The sequence below is a fragment of the Terrihabitans soli genome, from assembly GCF_014191545.1.
In the GTDB taxonomy this organism is placed as follows: Bacteria; Pseudomonadota; Alphaproteobacteria; order Rhizobiales; family Methylopilaceae; genus Flaviflagellibacter; species Flaviflagellibacter soli.
Genome location: NZ_AP023361.1, coordinates 1,240,988 through 1,258,262, shown reverse-complemented (window position 1 = coordinate 1,258,262; position 17,275 = coordinate 1,240,988). Strand labels below are relative to the sequence as shown.

13 protein-coding genes and 2 tRNA genes are annotated in these 17,275 nt (G+C 60.4%); 2 read left to right on the top strand and 13 right to left on the bottom strand.

Annotation, left to right across the window (positions count from 1 at the left end):
- Nucleotides 1-4: 4 nt before the first annotated feature.
- The 8 genes from IZ6_RS06575 to recJ all read right to left on the bottom strand — a co-directional run bounded on the left by IZ6_RS06575 (nucleotide 5) and on the right by recJ (nucleotide 10,783).
- The gene (locus tag IZ6_RS06575; RefSeq protein ID WP_222877197.1) at nucleotides 5-919 is read right to left on the bottom strand and encodes a ferric iron reductase; all 915 of its coding nucleotides are present in this window, start codon (nucleotides 917-919) and stop codon (nucleotides 5-7) included.
- 37 nt (nucleotides 920-956) lie between these two features.
- The gene (locus IZ6_RS06570) at nucleotides 957-3,371 is read right to left on the bottom strand and encodes a TonB-dependent receptor (RefSeq protein ID WP_225874026.1); all 2,415 of its coding nucleotides are present in this window, start codon (nucleotides 3,369-3,371) and stop codon (nucleotides 957-959) included.
- A 114-nt stretch (nucleotides 3,372-3,485) separates the two neighbouring features.
- Complete coding sequence (locus IZ6_RS06565) at nucleotides 3,486-4,406, bottom strand: FecR family protein (RefSeq protein WP_222877196.1); 921 nt, start codon at nucleotides 4,404-4,406, stop codon at nucleotides 3,486-3,488.
- 98 nt (nucleotides 4,407-4,504) lie between these two features.
- Nucleotides 4,505-5,035, bottom strand: coding sequence for an RNA polymerase sigma factor (locus IZ6_RS06560; RefSeq protein WP_222877195.1), 531 nt, complete (start codon nucleotides 5,033-5,035; stop codon nucleotides 4,505-4,507).
- 677 nt (nucleotides 5,036-5,712) lie between these two features.
- Nucleotides 5,713-6,699: a hypothetical protein gene (locus IZ6_RS06555; RefSeq protein ID WP_222877194.1), complete on the bottom strand. Its 987-nt coding sequence runs from the start codon at nucleotides 6,697-6,699 to the stop codon at nucleotides 5,713-5,715.
- Nucleotides 6,700-6,985: 286 nt separating this feature from the next.
- Nucleotides 6,986-7,060, bottom strand: a tRNA-Glu gene (locus tag IZ6_RS06550).
- A gap of 76 nt (nucleotides 7,061-7,136) precedes the next feature.
- Nucleotides 7,137-8,741, bottom strand: coding sequence for a TadE/TadG family type IV pilus assembly protein (locus IZ6_RS06545; RefSeq protein ID WP_222877193.1), 1,605 nt, complete (start codon nucleotides 8,739-8,741; stop codon nucleotides 7,137-7,139).
- 233 nt (nucleotides 8,742-8,974) lie between these two features.
- Entirely contained in the window at nucleotides 8,975-10,783 is a 1,809-nt protein-coding gene (recJ, locus tag IZ6_RS06540) for a single-stranded-DNA-specific exonuclease RecJ (RefSeq protein ID WP_222877192.1), read from the bottom strand.
- A 214-nt stretch (nucleotides 10,784-10,997) separates the two neighbouring features.
- On the opposite strand from recJ, the gene IZ6_RS06535 reads away from it, so the two are divergent.
- Nucleotides 10,998-11,089 (top strand) — tRNA-Ser (locus tag IZ6_RS06535).
- 25 nt (nucleotides 11,090-11,114) lie between these two features.
- Here the strand turns inward: IZ6_RS06535 and IZ6_RS06530 are convergent.
- The 5 genes from IZ6_RS06530 to IZ6_RS06510 are packed head-to-tail and all read right to left on the bottom strand — an operon-like array spanning nucleotide 11,115 to nucleotide 15,944.
- A complete protein-coding gene (locus IZ6_RS06530) occupies nucleotides 11,115-12,974 on the bottom strand; it encodes an ATP-binding protein (RefSeq protein ID WP_222877191.1) in 1,860 nt (619 codons plus the stop codon).
- 27 nt (nucleotides 12,975-13,001) lie between these two features.
- Nucleotides 13,002-14,186 (bottom strand): hypothetical protein, encoded by a 1,185-nt coding sequence (locus IZ6_RS06525; protein WP_222877190.1) that lies wholly within the window; start codon nucleotides 14,184-14,186, stop codon nucleotides 13,002-13,004.
- Nucleotides 14,187-14,197: 11 nt separating this feature from the next.
- Complete coding sequence (locus IZ6_RS06520; RefSeq protein ID WP_222877189.1) at nucleotides 14,198-14,962, bottom strand: hypothetical protein; 765 nt, start codon at nucleotides 14,960-14,962, stop codon at nucleotides 14,198-14,200.
- Nucleotides 14,962-15,351, bottom strand: a complete 390-nt coding sequence (locus IZ6_RS06515) for a hypothetical protein (RefSeq protein WP_222877188.1) — start codon at nucleotides 15,349-15,351, stop codon at nucleotides 14,962-14,964. The genes IZ6_RS06520 and IZ6_RS06515 overlap by 1 nt, the downstream gene beginning before the upstream one ends.
- Entirely contained in the window at nucleotides 15,348-15,944 is a 597-nt protein-coding gene (locus IZ6_RS06510; protein ID WP_222877187.1) for an RNA polymerase sigma factor, read from the bottom strand. Before IZ6_RS06510 ends, IZ6_RS06515 begins: the two co-directional genes overlap by 4 nt.
- Before the next feature lie 148 nt (nucleotides 15,945-16,092).
- On the opposite strand from IZ6_RS06510, the gene IZ6_RS06505 reads away from it, so the two are divergent.
- Nucleotides 16,093-17,271 carry a site-specific DNA-methyltransferase gene (locus IZ6_RS06505; protein WP_222877186.1) on the top strand — a complete coding sequence of 393 codons (1,179 nt, stop codon included), beginning with the start codon at nucleotides 16,093-16,095 and terminating at the stop codon, nucleotides 17,269-17,271.
- Nucleotides 17,272-17,275 lie beyond the last annotated feature (4 nt).

The window sequence follows — 17,275 nt, the reverse complement described above, 5'->3', positions numbered from 1 at the left end:
TCTCTCAATGAGCATGGTGTTCGTCGGCGTTCTCGCCGCGCAGGCGTCTGCGGATCCTGTCTTCGATATCGCGGTTGCGCTCTTCCGGATCGCGCAACACGCAGATCGTGCACAGCTCCCCGCCCTCCACCTTGTAGGCGCGGCAGCAGCCGCCGCGCGCACGGAAGGTCCGCGTGAGAATGATGCGCTCGGGATCGTGCTCGTCGCGAATTGTAATATCGAAATAGCCGAGCTGCCGGTTCTTCAGGGGAGACCCCGTCTGCTTCAGCACCGCCATCGCATCGGTCTTGGCGTCCTCGATCCGCGAAAACTTCTCTCCGGCATCGAGAAAGCGCGCGGCAATGGAATCGCCGACAAGCCGCCACAGGGCATTGCGCGAGAGCTTGGTCCTGTCGTGCAGCGCATCGATCAGCGGTGTGAAATGATCCTCAATCGCAAGCCGCAGGCTCTCCCGCAGACCCGCGGCATCGACCAGCGGTTCGGCCTCGGAATGGCGGCTGTTCTCTTCGATGTCGGTCGTGAAGCGCGCGCTCTGCAGACGCACCGCCACCCGCTTGCCCTCTTCGGCTTCCGGCGTGAACAGTAGCGCATAATTTTCCGGTGAAAGATCCGGAACGATCCGGGCCGCAACGAACGGCACCACGGCCGTCGCCGAGAACAGGCTGGCATATTGAACGATCAGATAGGCCGCCGCGCCTTTTCGATCGAGGCCGCGGCTCATGCTCTGCTGGCGATCGAGCATCCGCTCCAGGAAATCGCCATTGGCAAAGAAATAGGCGGCTGGAGCAAAGCCGTCGCTCACCGGGCCTATGCCGTAGGACGGCGTCGGCATGAGTTTGGCTTGGGCGCGCAAAGCCGCATGCAGCGGATGAACATCATCCGCCGCCTGCGTCCGCTCGAACTCAGGCCCTCTATCCATTCTCTGTCTTTTCGCCGCACTGCGCGGCGTCAGCTCCTCAGAAGCGGCCTTCGGCGCGAATGCCGATATAGCGCCCGTCGCCGATCGTCGCATTCATATCCGTCGGGTCGCTGTCATTGATCGAGATGCCGGTGACATATTCTTCGTCGAAGATGTTCTTGGCGTAGAGCGTCATCGACATGTACGCGTTGAAGTCATAGCCGACAGCCGCGTTCACGATGCCGAACTCCGGCACTTCCTCGTTGTCGTTATTGGCGAGATCGCCGGTCGAGAAATAGCTCGTCGTATAGGCAATATCGGCCGAGGCGAAGAAGCCGCTGTCATGCTTGTAGACGGCGCCGAGATTGACGGTCGCGAACGGCGCTTCCGGGAATTCATTGCCCGAATAGTCGACGCCGCCAACATCTGCCTCATCGATCTTCGTCTTCAACAGGCCGAGGCCCGCAAAGACTGTGAGCGGATCGTTCACGCGGTAGCGCACTTCGAATTCGGCGCCATAGGCATACGCCTCGCCGATATTGCGGGTGACGGTAAAGGGATCGCCGAGTACCGGATCGTCGATATCGATCTGCAGATCGGTGAACTCGTAGTAGAAGGCGTTGGTTCGGAATTCGACGCGGTCGTCGAAGCCGCGCGCCCGGTAGGCGAGTTCGTAAGACGTCAGATATTCCGGCTCGACACTGTACACATCGCCCGCGCCGTCGACGCTGGTGAAACCGGCGCGGAAGCCTTCGCTATAGGTAAAAGCGACCGTTTGATCTTCGGTAATGTTGTAGGCAAGGCCGATCTTCGGCAGCGCGACGAGATAGTCGGTCTCCGACTCCGAATCGATCGAGTCGTAGTTGAACGTGTTCGTATTGAGGACGATACCGGCGCGCTCGTTGCGGACGGTTTCGTGGCCGATGCGGCCACCGAAAAGCACAGACCAGTCCTCAACGAATTCGTAGCGGAGGTCGGCATAGCCGGCGATCGCTTCGGTCTTGTTGAAGGTCTGAATGTCCTGGAACAGAAGCGGCCCGCCGAAATCGACGATGATGGTCGAGTCTGTCGTGTTGTCAAAATTGCCGTATTGGACGCCGACGACGCCGCTGAGCGGCCGAGCCCCCTCTTCGAATTCAAGTCGCACATCCTGCGTGATGTCTTCACCGCCGCGCAGTTCGTCGCGGATGAAAGTGGAGCCGTCCGGCGCGTTGATCGTCGCGTCGGTTTCGATAAAGGCGGTCACCGAGCGCAAGGTGATGCCGTTGCCGAAATCCTGCGAGAGGTCGGCGACATAATTCGTGACATGGGTTTCACGAATTTCGACATTCGATGCCGCGTTATCGTATTCGCGCGCGAAGAAGTCCGGCCCCGTCACCGACGCCTGACCCGGCTTGTCTTCGGTGTGGCTGACGCTGAGCAAAGCGCGGAAACCCTGGAGCGCTTCCGGCGTAATCAGCAGCTTGCCGCGCACCTGCCAGAAATCGTCGTCGTCGATCGCTTCATTGAGCGGGTCGGCATATTCGATGCCCTTCTCGCCCTGAATCTTCTCGCCGGTGATGCGGAACGCGACCTGATCTTCAACGAGAGGGCCCGACAGCATGAACGCGCCATTGCGCGCATAGCCGTCATCATATTCGGTCGCGCCAGACAGATCGCCGCGCACCGCGCCCGTCCAGGTCCAGCTCGGATCGTAGGTTTCAAGCACGACAGCGCCGCCCATGGCGTTGCGGCCCTGAAGCGCCGATTGCGGACCGCGCAGCACTTCCAGCGTTTCGACATCCCAGGTGCTGCGATTGCCGCGGCGCAGGCCCTCGCCGTTCTGCGAGGCGCCGTCGACGATCATGGCGACCGCAGGCGCGGAATTCGTCGGCTGCGTCAGGCCATCCGAGCTGACGCCGCGCACGACGATGCCGCTATTGCCGGACCGGGCTTCGGAGACGCGGACATTGGCGAGCTGATTGAGCCCACCATTCATGTCCGGAATAACGAGGTCCGAGGCCTGCTCGTTCGTAACCACGCCGACGCTTGTGAAGACCTTGTTGAGATCGCGCTCAAGCTTTTCGCCCGACACGGTGATCTCTTCGAGCTGGACCGTGCCTTCGGGAAGCGGAACGGGTTCGGCCGAGGCGGCAGCGCCGGCCGGTGCGGTGATCGTCACCGTGTTGGCATTGGCGAACTGCCAGCCGAGCCCGGTTCCCGAAAGAAGCTGCCCGATCGCCTGTTGGGGCGTGAAACTGCCGTTGAGCCCAGGCGAACGCAATCCACGCGTGATCGAGGCATCGTAGACAAGCTGGATCTGGGCGGTGTCGGCGAAACGATTGAGCGCCGCCGCCAGGCCGCCGGCTGGAATGGAATAAGATTGCGCGCTCTGCGCAATGGCCGGCTTGACCGGCGCGGCGACTGTCACAAACGCCGTCGTACCCAGCATCAGAGCAGCCAGACGGCTGCGCGTACCCTTAATCCCGAACATAACTTAACTCCCCAAAAGCCGGCGCCGCCGCACGCGGTTTGCCGGCCATCCCAGGGGTGAGACGCGGGAGGTGGCCTGAAGAGGAGGCCGGACTCGTATCTTTTCCGAAAAAAATCAGCGGTGCAGAAGCACCAGCATCGAGCCGATACGGGTCGAAGAGAGCTGGAGCGAAGCCTCCAGCGCGGCGACGACGGCTAGGGGATCGGATGTGTCGAACACGCCGCTGACGCGGCGGGAGTTCAGGGCTGGATCGACGATCTGAATTCGCCCCATATGATAACGGTTGAGTTCTTCGACAACACTGCCGAGCGGCCGGTCGGCAAAGATCAGCTTGCCGCGCCGCCATGCGGTCGCGGCATCCGCATCGATATTTGTGATTTCATGACCGCCGCCGAGCGGGCGCACCTGCTGTCCGGGTGCGAGTTCGCGGCGCGGCCCGCCATCGGCGAAGGCAACGGCAACGCGGCTTTCCAGAACGGTGACAACGGCGCCCTCGCCCGTTTCACGCACCGCGAAGACCGTGCCGAGCGCAGTCGCCGTATCACCGTCGGTTTGGACCATGAACGGCCGCGAGCCGTCATGCGCGACGGTGAACACCGCCTCGCCTTTCAGCAGGCGGACGATGCGCTCCTTCGGCGAAAAATGGAGAGCGAGTGCCGATCCTGTATTGATCTGCGCGATCGAACCGTCGGGCAGCGTGACAGAGCGGAACTCGCCGGTTGCGGTGTAGATATCGGCCCTCAGGCGCATCGGGAGATCGAAGGCATAGCCCGCGCCGAGAAGCGCCAGCACCAGGCTTGCCGCGATCGCCATCCAGCGGACAGGCGCCGATATGCCCGGCACCGCGCGGCCGGCGGCGTAATCAAGCCCCCGCGCCTCCTGCCAGGTGCGGCCGATCTCCGCCCAGGCGCTGCGATTTTCAGGTATGGCGAGCCACGTCTCAAAGAGCGCGCGTTCGCTCTCCGGCAAAGACTTTCCGTCCTGCCGGAAGAACCATTCCGCCGCTTCTTCCAGAGCGCTCTGCGATGCCCGCACGATTCTCAAACCCCATCCGAAGCCGCCTTATACAAAAGACGGTTTCCACCACCAATAGACGCGGCAGGCGGACCGGACAGGAGGTCTCGGGCGAAAAATTAGTGGTCGGAGCTGCGCAGAGCGAGCGCGCATTGCGTCACCGCATGGCGCAGATGCTTTTCCACCATATTGCGGCTGATGCCCATGCGGCGGGCGATCTCGTCCGGATCGACATCTTCGAACCGGCGGAGAATGAAGCATTCGCGGCAGCGCGCCGGCAGCGCATCGACAGCTTCTTTCAGCGAGGCAAGGCGCTGACGGGCGATAAGGCCGCGCTCGGCATCCGGTTCCTCATCGGCGGCAAATTCGGCCGCATCGAGCGGCAGCGCACGGGTCCGCTCCCGCGCCTCGCGCCGGCCGCGATCGATGGCGAGATTACCGATGATCCGGTAGAGCAGCGCGCGCGGATTTTCGACGCGCGTTTCGCCGAGGCCGGCAAGGCGCGCAAACGCTTCCTGCACGAGATCTTCCGCGACGACAGGATTACCCGCCTTCTGGCGGGCGAAAGCGCGCAACTCACCGTAATGCGCATCGACGATCTCGCAGAGCGAGCCGGACGCATTCGGACCGAGAACGAGCGGACGCGACATGAAACGAAAACCCGGGCGCCCCAAACCCCTCGCCGGAACGCTTGGCCCGATGAGTAAAGACGATGAAATAGTCTTGCAAGATCAATGATTTATAGAAATTCTAAACTGCAAAGCGGCGACGCTTAGTAGGGCTTATCCGTCAACGACATGCGCTTACGGCGCGGGCGGCAGCGGAGTCTGGATCAGCGGACGCTGTTGCGGCGGCGCCTCAGCCCCAAGTTTGAGCTTACCGCCCTCGAAACGCCAGCTTCAGCATAGCCTCGATGCCCGTGCAGCGCAGGGAACTCGTCGGTGATCGCGGGGGTCACAGTTTCTCAGAGATGGCGGATGCGGCCTGCTTTGATGGCTTGCCGATCGCTCGCCGCCCCTATCGGTTCATGAAGGGAGAAGAATTGGCTAGTCCTAATCTTCTCGCTCGCACACGACACCATCGTCCTTCGCCTCACACACAAACGCACCGCTTTGACGTGCGGACTGTGTGGATATTTCAAAGCTTCTTAGAGAGAGCGGCGCGTCCTTGCTGGAAAGTAGATTCTCAACCGCTTTCGCAACGTCTTCCGACCTTTCGCCGATTGTGCTGGCGACGCAGCTGCAGTCACAGCATTTGTATGCGCAGCAAGCAGCGGCGGGAGCCGTGGTCGCCAATAGGATCGCCGCGGGAAACAGTGTCAAAGCTTTCATGGAATGACTCCGGCTTTTGTGGTTTCCAGATTGATTGCGCTATTTCCGCCTAGCGCGATCATCATCGTCCTGATTTCCGTGCGCTCCTTGTCTATCACTTCGATTTTCTCCGCTAGGGACTTCGAATATACGGAGACCGTCATCAGAAATAATCGCTCTGCTGCCAAGACGTGCGACAAACGATATTCATCGATGGGTTCCGGCGACGACAGGAAATCATTCACGGCACTCAAATAACTCTGGCTATGATTGATAACCACCCCGTAGTTCGTACGAAGAAGACGCAAGTCGTTGTACAGTGACTGCATACGGGACACGTCAATCACATGGACCTTTCGCAAAATCGGCAGATTTGCATCCCATGACGCTGACGTAATTACATACCTAGAACCGGCAGTGTCAGCCAAGGACTCAATCACTCCCTTGGTTGTCTGTATGGTGCGCGTAGTCGCGCGTGCAGCTAACGCGAACTTCCGCTGTTCCGAGGAATCGTCCAAGACACCGCTGTCTTTTGCGGCGGTCAGCACCTGCCGGGCGTAAGGTAAGGAGGCTGGAATAATTTTGCTTAGATCTATGTTCTCAGCTGGAAACAATGCAGCTAAGAGCGGAATTTTTTCATGCCGTAGAACGCCGCTGACGGTTTGTACCGCGTTTAGGATGGAAACCGTGTTCAAATGAAGCTCGCGCGCGACCTGTAAGTCCCCCGCCAGCTCTTCGTTAAGCAGGCGAACGGCACCGCGCTGTTCAGCCTCAGAGAGTTCGCGATACTTCAGACCGAACCCGAGCAGCGTGACGGCCAGGCCGATGATGAAGCCGTAGAGAAGAATGCTGGATAGGATGCGATAGCCGCCCCTTCGATCCAGCACTGGGATGATGCCAGCCTTTAGAATGGCTCGCCCGAAACCAAAGAACACGACAAAGAAGAAGCCGATCAGGACAAGCGGATCCTGAAGAAACGGCGCGATCTTTGAAAATTCGACCATTGCACCCCCGCCGATTTGCAACTTATCCGTGAATACGCCAAACTCCAAGCTCCTTGCATCCACGGGTGACACGAGGCCCGCGACTGGCGGTTTATCCCCGCGGCTCGCCAACGATCTCGTGCGGCCCGACAGCATGGGTGAAGGGTGCGCGGTGTGCTTCCCGGACGCTTGGAGAGATAGGGGCGCACGGGGCCTAGACACGCCGCAGACAAGGCTGGCGGGCCACGCACACACGCCTCATCGAGGCGCACAACGCAGCAGATAAGCTATTGATTTTTATGGAGGATGGCGCGCCCTAGGGGAATCGAACCCCTCTTTTCAGCGTGAAAGGCTGACGTCCTAACCGATAGACGAAGGGCGCGGAATCGAGGGGCCCTTATAGGGTCCCGCGCCCCTTGGGGCAACGCTGTTTTCTGCGTCAGATTTGCTGGGCCGAGTTACTGGGTCAGGCGCAGGGGGCCGAGTTCCTTGGCGATGTTCCGGAAGGCCGTATCCAGCTCGGTGCCGTTGCTCGCCGTCTTGGCCATGCTGTCGCTCGAGGCGCAGTCCTTCAGGCGCTGCAGCGTGGCTTGCGCGTTCACCTGGAAGGCGATCGTGAAGATCGTGATCTTCTCCGGATTGTTCGGATCGTCGTTCTTGGCGTTTTCGCACGCCTCTTCCAGCCGGTCGTCCATGGCGGTCTTCAGCTCGGAGCCATTCATGTCGTCGCTGTCGTCGGCAAGACGGTTGTTCGCGGCGTAGCCATAGGCCGAATAGTCGGAGTTGTTGTGGTTTTCGCTGCGGCTGTTGATCGTGTTTTCGCCGTCGGTCATCAGGATGATGTATTTGCGCACGTTCGGCGTCGTATACGACACACCCTCGGTGAACGGCGCGCCCGGCGACAGGACGCGCCAGCCCCACATCAGGCCTTCGTGGATGTTGGTGTAGCCCTTGGCGCTCATCGCATTGATCTTGTCGATCACCGTCTGCTTGGTCGCGGTGAGCGGCACGATCGGATCCGAATTGCACCAGAAATTCGGGCCCTTCGTCGTCGAGCCATAGGACGAGGTCGACGGCGTCACGCCCTTATATTTGCAAACGCGCTTCTGCACAGCCTGATCGGTCGAGCTGCTGCGGTCGGACGCCGAGCAGTTCACCCACTCGTTGTCGTCCTTTTTGCCGTCGTTATCGAGATCGGTCCACTTGCCGTTGTCGTTGAGGTAGTTGTTCACGAATTCCTTCGTGTTCTCGCCCTCTTCATCCGGCTCGTCCGGCGCGAACATCGGCACAAACAGCGTGATGGGATCGGCCGTCGTCGGCGCGGTGTCATTGACCATGAGATCGCCCGGACGCGATTCCACGCAGCCCTTCCAGGCGGTGTTCATTTCGCTGTAGAGCGTGAAACGGTTTTTCGCCGACACGAAGTTTTCCGAATGCGCGGGCGATGCCGCGTTCTTGTCCATCCAGTCGGAGGTGGCGTTGTCCGCGCCGACATTGACGGCGCCCGAGAACGGCACAAGGCTGATCTTGACGCGGGTCTGCGCGGTGACGCTGTCGTACAGGATGTTGACGAGGCTTTTGGCGGCCGTCTTCAGCGAGGTGAGCTTGGAGCCCTCCATCGAGCCGGAATTGTCGAGCACGAGCGCGACTTCGATCGACTGATCGCCCATCACGGTGCGGGCTTTGGCGGTGAGATTATAGGGCCCGAATCCGAACCCGCTCAGAACCTGCGGCGTAAATTTGGCGGTGCCGGTGATATCGACGCGGCCGTCGGCGACGCTGAATTCGACCGGCTTCATGTCAGGGCTTTCAAGGCCCACCGCCTGCGACTGGAAATAGGCGTTGGCCTTGGTCTGGATGCTGTTCTGGACGGTCGTCAAATGCAGTTCGTGGTTCACGGCCAGCGCGGTCGTATCCACCGCAACCTGCAGCTTGTCATAGGCGCGGTTGATGCCGGCGAGATCGACGGCGGCGCCAACCAGGGACAGGACCGGAACGAGGCTGACGGCGAAGATGGGCATGATGCCGCCCGCTTCGTCGCGAAAGAACTTTCTGAACTGCATACGTAGTTCCGCCCAACCCACCGTAGAATGTCGGACGAGAATTTACGTACGGGCGCCTGAAGCGCGCCTGAAAACCGATCGTACAATTTGTCATGAAAAAGCCCGGTGTTTTTGCCGGAAAACAGTGTGGCCGCAGAGGAGAAAACGCCGTTTATGACGGATAAGAATGCTAAGCTTCCGCGATCGCATTAAGGGCGGCGTAACCACACTCCGAAGCCCGGGCGGCTGGAATATTATCCTGCCGCCGCATCCAGCACGCGCATGGATACCGAGGTACGGCCGTTCCATTCATCTTTCTGCAAGCATCCCGCGACCTCAACCGGCTTTCCGCGGTTGAGCGGTAGCACTTCGCCGAGCGGCTGGCCGACCGCCCGGAAGGCCATGGCGGTGACCGCCGACCCGTCCGGTGCCTTCAGCCGGAGCCGCAAATGCCCGCCCGAGCCGACCTCTTCGACCGACATCAGGATATGGCCGGACAGGGCAAAAATGGGCTCGGAATTGCCGGCGCCGAACGGCCCGGCGCGCTGGATCTCGTCATAGAGCCCGGGCGTCAGGGAGGCCGCCGTCAAAACCCCGTCGATCTTCAGCACATCCTCGCGCCGCGCGGCTGCGACATCGGATGCAAGACGCGCGCGCAAAAACGCGGCGAAGGCGTCGAACCTTGTCTCCTCGACGGTGATGCCCGCCGCCATGGCATGGCCGCCGCCTTTGACGAGAAGCCCCTCTTCCACCGCGGCGCGCACGGCCGCCCCGATATCGACGCCGGGGATCGAGCGGCCCGACCCCGTACCGACACCGTTCGAAAACGTGATCGCGAATGCCGGTTTCGAGGCGCGTTCTTTCAGCCGCGCGGCGACAAGGCCGACAACGCCCGGATGCCAGCCCATGCCCGAAGCCATGACGACATCGGCGGAAAGGTCCGCTTTCATCTCGGCGTCCGCCAGCACGCCCTTCTCGACCTCCTGGCGCTCGCCGTTGAGACGATCGAGTTCGAGCGCGAGCTTCTGCGATTCCGCTTCGTCGTCGCAGGTGAGCAGCAGCGCGCCGAGTTCGGCGCGGCCGATGCGCCCGCCGGCATTGATGCGCGGGCCGATGAGAAAACCGAGATGATAAGGGCTCGGCGCACCGCGCATGCGCGCCGCGTCCGCAAGCGCCCGCAGGCCCGGACGGCGGCGCTGGCCCATGGCCTGCAGGCCGCGAATGACGAAGGCGCGGTTGATGCCCGTCAGCGGCACGACATCGGCGACCGTGCCGAGCGCCACGAGATCGAGTAAGGACAGAAGATCGGGCTCGGACCGCTCCGCCGTCCAGAAACCGTTTTGGCGCAGAAGCCGGTTGACCGCGACGACCGTGATGAACACGACGCCGACCGCGGCGAGATAATCATGGCCCGAAATGTCGTCATGGCGCTTGGGATTCACCAGCGCCGCGACCTCGGGCAGCGTCTCTCCGACCTGATGATGATCGAGCACGACGACATCCATGCGGAGCCTTGATGCTTCGGCCAGAGCGGCATGGCTCGTCGTGCCGCAATCCACCGTGACGAGGAGCTTTGCGCCCTCCTCCGCCAGCGTCTTGATGGCCTCCGCGTTGGGGCCATAGCCCTCAAAAATGCGGTCGGGAATATAGATCCGGTGCGGGGTTCCGGCGGCTTTCAACAGGCTCGCGAGCACCGCCGAGGAGGTGGCGCCATCGACATCGTAATCGCCGAAGATCGCGACCCGCTCGCCCGCCTCCACGGCGCGGGCGATGCGCCGGGCGGCCGCCTCCATATCGGTGAAGCGATAGGGCTCGGGCAGAAGCGAGCGGATATTGGGGCTGAGATAATCGCCGACGGCATCAAGCCCGATGCCCCTTCCCGCCAGGACGCGGGCCAGCACCTCCGGCACGCCGTGGCGCTGGGCGATGGCCAGGGCCAGGCTTTGCCCTTGGCTATCCAGCCGCTCGCGCCAGAACCTTCCCGTGAAGGAGGAATTCACCCCTAAAAGCGCAGGAGCGGCTTCCCGGGGCGCCGGGGTCTGGAGGGCCTGAGGAGTGGGCATCGGGCTACCATGCCGCGAGTCCGGGGCTCACCTCAATGGAGGCTTTGGGGGCGGCTCACTCTATATGTGAGCACTGGGGGCAAGTTGCGTTGACCCGCCCGGGGCCAGCCTGTACCAAACCCGTCCGAACGGGCTTTGCCCGCTTCGGATCGCAACCCGGCGCCAACCGGTTTGCCTTTGGAGTATCGCAACTCCGAAACATCGGAGTTGCTGCGGAGACGTGGCCGAGAGGCTGAAGGCACTCGTTTGCTAAATGAGCAGACCCTGAAAGGGGTCTCCAGGGTTCGAATCCCTGCGTCTCCGCCAATTTCAACTTTTCGCTTGAAACAAATCACGTTTCCAGCCGCAGTTTCGCTGTCGACGGGTGGATCTGGGTCATGATCGGCCGCCGCATATGCGCGAGGCTAACCACTGCTTGCCCGGGCTGGAGCGAAGCCAGTGAGCGCCACATGCTTTGGTCAATTGCGGGAATCGTGCGGCGCAGCCGACCAACAACGCTCTCATCCTGGATTTTGTGCAGAATCCAGTTGTTGATCAGCGCCATCACCTCATCTGGCAAGTTTTGCGGCAACTGAGTGACAAAGGTCAGTCCAAGCCAGCGTTTGCGGCCTCGCTTGGCGATGCGGGCAACCTGTTCATACAAAGTCGGCATCTGCCGAATGCGCGCAGTCGATAAGAACTCGTGCGCTTCCTCGATGATCAAGTTTACCGGCGTTGGTGTCTCCCCCTTCGTGCTCGCTGCTTCATAGGATCGCTCCTGTTCCATCTGCAGTTGCCGCAGAACTTGTGCGATCGCAAGATTTCGAAGGATAGGGCTGTCCAGATCCGACAGATCAATAATGTTCACGCGCCCCGGCTTTAACATTTCAGGAACGTTAAGCTTAAGCGTGCCACCTCGATCGAAGATTTTTAGCCGATGCAGGCGCCAGAGCATTCCGGAAACTTTTCTCCAGCTCGCAATATTTTTCTCGGGAGATGCTCGCTCGATCAGGGCCGAGAGCTGACTTTGAGCCTTGGCTTGCTTGAGACTCGCACTAATCCAGAGAGAATTCTCAGACGAGCCTGCATAGGCGGAACATGCTGACAATACATCGATCAGAAAATCGAGCGTGAGCTTCGGGTAACCAGAATCAAGTTCGTCCCAGTCCAAGGCGGCCTGCTCATCTGCACGCTCTCCCTTTTTCGGAAAAATTTGCAGATCTCCTAATAATTTCCTGGCAATGTCATACGCGGCCAAAAAACGACTTTGCTGAGCATCGTTCATCCCGAGAATTTCGATCAAGGTCCAAGGCGATAACGTAGTGAAGTCGAGTGTAAACTCCTTGTGGCGCGGATGATCTGGATTGCTCGGTTCGCGGCCGACGAGTGTCAGCACATGCGTATCAGGAACTCCTTTGACAGGGAGTCCCTGCGCTTTCGCCAGCGCTAACATATCTTCGTCCCCGGTCACCTCATGCATTGTGGTGTACTCGCCCTCGGTATCAAGCAGAATCACCGCCGCACCTCTACCCGCGATACCTGCGGCGTAATTGGTGATTGTTGTCGATTTGCCGCCGCCTGTCGTCCCGAGCACGCCCGTGTGGCGATAGAGCACAGACTTTTTGTGTACTGGCACCGGGACTTCGACACTTTCGTGCCCCATCACGCGGCCGATCGCGAAATCTCCCTCCAGGCCAAGGATGGAGGACATCTCCGCATCGTCCACCAGAAACACCGGCGAATTAGGGACAGGGCGGCGATTTGCTGGGCCAATGCGCCCACCCTTTTCTTCACCAAGCAGTTGCAGTTGCAGGCGCCCATGATGGCCCGGCATGCCGATGGCGCCGTTGACTGCCGAGATGACCATCGCGGTCGATTCCGCGCTGATCCCGTCAGGATCGTAGAATGGTCCCGACGAAACAGTGCCGACATAGCGGCGCCCGTCCGGATGGCTCTCAACACGCAACAGAGCTTGAGACGTGACATTTGAGATGTTCTCAGGCGGCATCACCACGGTGACTGTACCGTCTGAAGAACTTGGTGTGTCATATAGCGTCCTGCCGAACGAACCCTCATACACCTCGGGCAGTTTTTTTCGGCCGCCGGCTTTCTCCGACGTCTCGATCAGACTCTTTACCGCCGCGCGGCTTGTCGATGATCGATCGACTGCGCCACCATGCGTCGCTTCTTTCGCATTACTCGCTTCTGGCATCGGATTCTCCCGGAACGATTGGCGCTCTCACGCGCGGTGTTGCGACATGATCGCGGCGGCTGGTTTGAATATTGCGTCAGAGGGGAACATTTCGCGGCATATTCCGCCGGCAAGGTCGAGCAACATAGGATATCCCCGCGCCTCGACAAGAACCGCATCCGCCATCGCCACGATTGCTGCTTCACTTGCATAATCAGCGTGCGCGTAAAAGACTTGGCTGGGCGAATGCGGCGAGACCCGAAAGACACCCGCCACGAGTTTACCGCTGGCATCCGCCTGGAAACTTTCGAGCATACGCTTGGCGTTCTTGAAAAGAACCGTTCCATAGTGACCCTGTGTAATTACGCCATGCATATAGGCGTCGAGGTCATCCACGATGGCATATTCGAGTGGAAGAAGAGCATCCCCGATCGTTCGAAGCAGGCGGTCGTTCGATCCCCGCGGAATATAAACGAAGCGCTTATGCTCGAGCAGCAGCTCGCGGAACAATGGGATCGACAATTCGATGAGCTCGGGCATACCCGCGCCTGTAAGAAGTTCCTTCGGAAGCGGATGGCCATGCCCCATTCGCCATGGCGCCTCGGCCTTTCGTGCCATCACCGCTAGTTCGGCATTGGCCATTAGACCCCTGCGGAGCATGTCGGATACGCCCGCGTCCTCCGCATCTTCGGCAGCCTTACGCTGTGCCAGCAGCGCGAGGGTTCGATCGAGGGCCGTTCGACCAGACACCTTCACGTCCTTTTGAAAGATCCGGTGGCCCCACGTGCCGTTGTTTCCGAGATATGTGGCCAGCACGATCGCCGTCTGAAAAATTGTCATCGGAAGGGTCTGATGGACGACCGAAGCCCCATCGACCGCCTGAACATGCCCGCTGAAAAGCAAATGCTGTTGAACCGCCCTTAACTCGCTCAGCTCTATTTCGTGAACGCCCGCGTCCGGCGGCGCGCCTTCTCGCTCCGCGATCAAGGGAAACGCCAGATCGCGAATATCCCGACGGGCGTCCATTTCGCGGACTTGTGCGGCGACGATCTCGTCCTGTAGCCGCTCGAATTGCTCGGCCATGCGGTCGGCGGGATTCCAGTTATCGATATCGAGGGTGTCCTCGATACGCTCGCCGGTCGCATCCTGATAACTGCGGCCAGCAGCAGAACCCGCTGCGTGACGCGCCGAACTCTCTCCATGGTCGTCGATCGTCCGGTTCTCCAAGGCCAATCCCTTTCTTCCTACATATGCCGCTCGGGTTCGATTTTGGACGCGGCCTTGCGAAGCTGTTCGATAAAGGACGGTCGGGCCCGACCAACAGCGTTCACGACCCGCGGGGCGTGACGGTCAGCGTCTCCCGCCGACAAGCCGAACTCGTCGATCAAACAGGCCGTGACCGCAGCCCGATTGACTTGGCCTTCACGCTCGTGCGTCTTCGCGATGACGATACCAATGGGCGCTAACGCGAGAAATGCTGCCTCATCGGCCTCATATTCCATGACTTCTGCCGTCGCAGTTAGTGGAATGCCGTCCTCCCGCGCAATGACGTCGGCGAAGGCACCGAGGTGACAACCGGTCAAGATACCTGCGAGGCGCTCCTGGGCCGTAGGCGCCCTGACGCCATCGAGTACGTCAATGATGCTTGTGCCCAACCGGGCAATCGTAAGCTCGCGCCTGACGACGTAATGGCCCGCAAAATGGGCTAGCTCATGGGCAAGCGCAAATCGCATCAGTCTCGGATCATCCTCGTCTAAAAAGATCATCCCGAACCCGCGATGGGCGGCTAGGCAACCGCGCAAGCGGCGCGGCTTCAACATGTTGGAACTACGGCCGGTCGCAGCCGCAAGCGTTTCCTCGACTGCGGCTGTCGTGAGACCAGAGCGCACCACGATTGACACCGGCAAAGACAGAGGTGCGATCTGGACGAGATCACGTGGAAAGCCGGAGCCGATCAGTTCGGCTCCGGCGACAATGCGGGCCGCTGTGGCCGCAGCGTCAAACGCCATTAATCCGCATCCTTTTCCTGGTTGTCGGCATCGAGCGCAGCCATAAGCATCTCGCCATCATCGTTCGCCAATGCAAAAGCATTCGCGCTCTCTGCGAAACGGAGCATGTTGACGAGCGCTAGCGGATTAAGCCCAAGCGAAGAGGCCAACGCCAGCGCCGCTTGCGGCATGCCGGGTCCGTGCAGACGCGGCGTAACGGCAAGCCGCCACAGTTGAGCTTGGTCACAGCGCAATTCAGCCTCTATCGAACGTCCAGGATTGGCGCGTTCCCAGATCGCCAATGCGCTGCCAATGAACTCGGGCTTGGAACGCGCTGCTACGGCCATCGCTCGCCCCAAACGCTCCGTCTCGGTGAAATTAACTGCCATATCGACCTCCATCTTGATCATGCCTCGCTCTTCTGCGTCATACGCCGTGCTCGCCCCCGGATGCGCTCGATGCGCTTGGCCGCCTCCGTCAGCCCCGTCTCCCCTGCGTCGAGGCCAAGCGCATGGGCGACCGCGGATACCGAGCACGCGCCCACCTTCATCAAGTTGACTATTTCGGCGTCGCCAGGATCCTTCACCAGCACGCTGCCAAACCGCATCCAGTCGATTTCATCGACCGTCGCGGCCTCGCCCCCGGTCTCGCCCTCGACCAGAGGATTGTGGGCCGAATCTTGGTCCAAGGCGTACTCGCCTTCATATTTGGTGCGACGGCTTTGTGAGCGGCGCAGCGTCTTGGCCCGACCTCTCGCGATTGCCGCCAAGTAGGTCATCAATTCAGCGCGCTGCGGATCGTAGCCGCCGGGGGCAACCAGATACTTGAACAGCGCGTCGAAACAAGCCTGTTCAACGTCCTGCGGATCGTGAAGGCCGCCGACGTCGCGTTTGATAATCGCTACCAGCGGAGCAATCGCTATCGCCACAATCTTGGAACTCGCGCGCGCATCACCGGCAAGCAACTGGCCATGGAGCGTCAGCAATTCGTTCTGGTTCGACATCGTCGTCCTCTTCATCGCCGGGCTTGACCGCCCCTGCCTAGGCCTACATTACTGCTGGTTCATATCTGCCGCTCGTCCGGGGTTTTCGGACGCGCTGTACGCGTCGTTGCGATAATATTAGAGGGTAGCGAATGGCGGGGGAACGCAGGTGACGGCGACGATCCATCCGTTTCCGGCGCGAATGGCGCCGGAGCTCGCACTGGCCGCGCTTAAGAACGTCCCGGTGGGTGGAACCATCATCGACCCTATGATGGGGTCTGGCACTGTCATTCGGCATGCGACTGAGCTCGGCCTCCAAGCAGTCGGCTTCGACATGGATCCGCTCGCCGTGTTGATGTCGCGGGTCTGGACCACGCCAGTCGACGACCGTGTCATCGGAAACGCCTACGCTCGCCTTTCGGAGATTGCGCTGGGGTCAAATTTTGACAACGAAGCCTTGCCATGGATTGACGCCGACCCCGAAACCCGGGATTTCATCAACTACTGGTTCGGTTGTCAGCAAATCGTCGCTTTGCGACGTTGGTCAGGCGCGATCGCGAAGCTAGCGAACGAACTGGGACCGAATGATACCGCCGCGCTTGACGTCGTGCGGGTTGCGCTGAGCCGGATCATCGTCACTAAAGAGCAGTGCGCAAGCCTGGCGCGTGACACATCGCACAGCCGCCCGCACCGGGTTACATTGTCATCCGACTATTGTATTCATCAAGGTCTCGATCGTTCGCTGAAGATTGTGCGCGGCCGCCTTCAGAAATCGCCACCTACTGCAGGTGCTAAGATTTATCGAGGCGACGCTCGAGCCATGCCGCTAGCGGACGACTCCGCGGACGCGATCTTGACGTCGCCACCGTATCTTAATGCGATTGATTACCTGCGTGGTCATCGGATGTCGCTGATCTGGCTTGGCTATCGGCTCAGCGAGCTTCGTACGATCCGCTCTGATAATATCGGAGCAGAGCGCCGGCCTGAAGCTGGCGCAGCCGTACAGATAGACGTTAAGGCGAGCTTGGGAAATTTGGAGAGCTTGCCACGACGACACCAAGGGATGGTGGAACGCTATGTATGCGACATAGTCGCGCTTGCATCAGAGGTAAAAAGGCTCCTTAGGCCTGGGGGCACGGCGACCATGATCGTAGGAAATTCGACCCTCAAAGGCGTTTTCATCAAGAACTCTGCCGCGGTTTTGAAAGCCTTAGAGCTTCAGGGTCTGCGATGCGTCAGTGAGTCCGTTCGGGATCTGCCAAGCAGCAGTCGCTATCTTCCGACCGCGCCCGGCAGCAAACTGGCAAATCGGATGCGGCAAGAAACTGTTCTTACGTTCGTCGCTTGAATCC

Excerpts from the sequence above, each read along its gene's own strand:
- IZ6_RS06575 (WP_222877197.1), bottom strand. The coding sequence starts at position 919 with ATGGATAGAGGGCCTGAGTTCGAGCGGACGCAGGCGGCGGATGATGTT.
- IZ6_RS06570 (WP_225874026.1), bottom strand. The coding sequence starts at position 3,371 with ATGTTCGGGATTAAGGGTACGCGCAGCCGTCTGGCTGCTCTGATGCTG.
- IZ6_RS06560 (WP_222877195.1), bottom strand. The coding sequence starts at position 5,035 with ATGTCGCGTCCGCTCGTTCTCGGTCCGAATGCGTCCGGCTCGCTCTGC.
- IZ6_RS06555 (WP_222877194.1), bottom strand. The coding sequence starts at position 6,699 with ATGGTCGAATTTTCAAAGATCGCGCCGTTTCTTCAGGATCCGCTTGTC.
- IZ6_RS06545 (WP_222877193.1), bottom strand. The coding sequence starts at position 8,741 with ATGCAGTTCAGAAAGTTCTTTCGCGACGAAGCGGGCGGCATCATGCCC.
- recJ (WP_222877192.1), bottom strand. The coding sequence starts at position 10,783 with ATGCCCACTCCTCAGGCCCTCCAGACCCCGGCGCCCCGGGAAGCCGCT.
- IZ6_RS06530 (WP_222877191.1), bottom strand. The coding sequence starts at position 12,974 with ATGCCAGAAGCGAGTAATGCGAAAGAAGCGACGCATGGTGGCGCAGTC.
- IZ6_RS06520 (WP_222877189.1), bottom strand. The coding sequence starts at position 14,962 with ATGGCGTTTGACGCTGCGGCCACAGCGGCCCGCATTGTCGCCGGAGCC.
- IZ6_RS06515 (WP_222877188.1), bottom strand. The coding sequence starts at position 15,351 with ATGATCAAGATGGAGGTCGATATGGCAGTTAATTTCACCGAGACGGAG.
- IZ6_RS06510 (WP_222877187.1), bottom strand. The coding sequence starts at position 15,944 with ATGTCGAACCAGAACGAATTGCTGACGCTCCATGGCCAGTTGCTTGCC.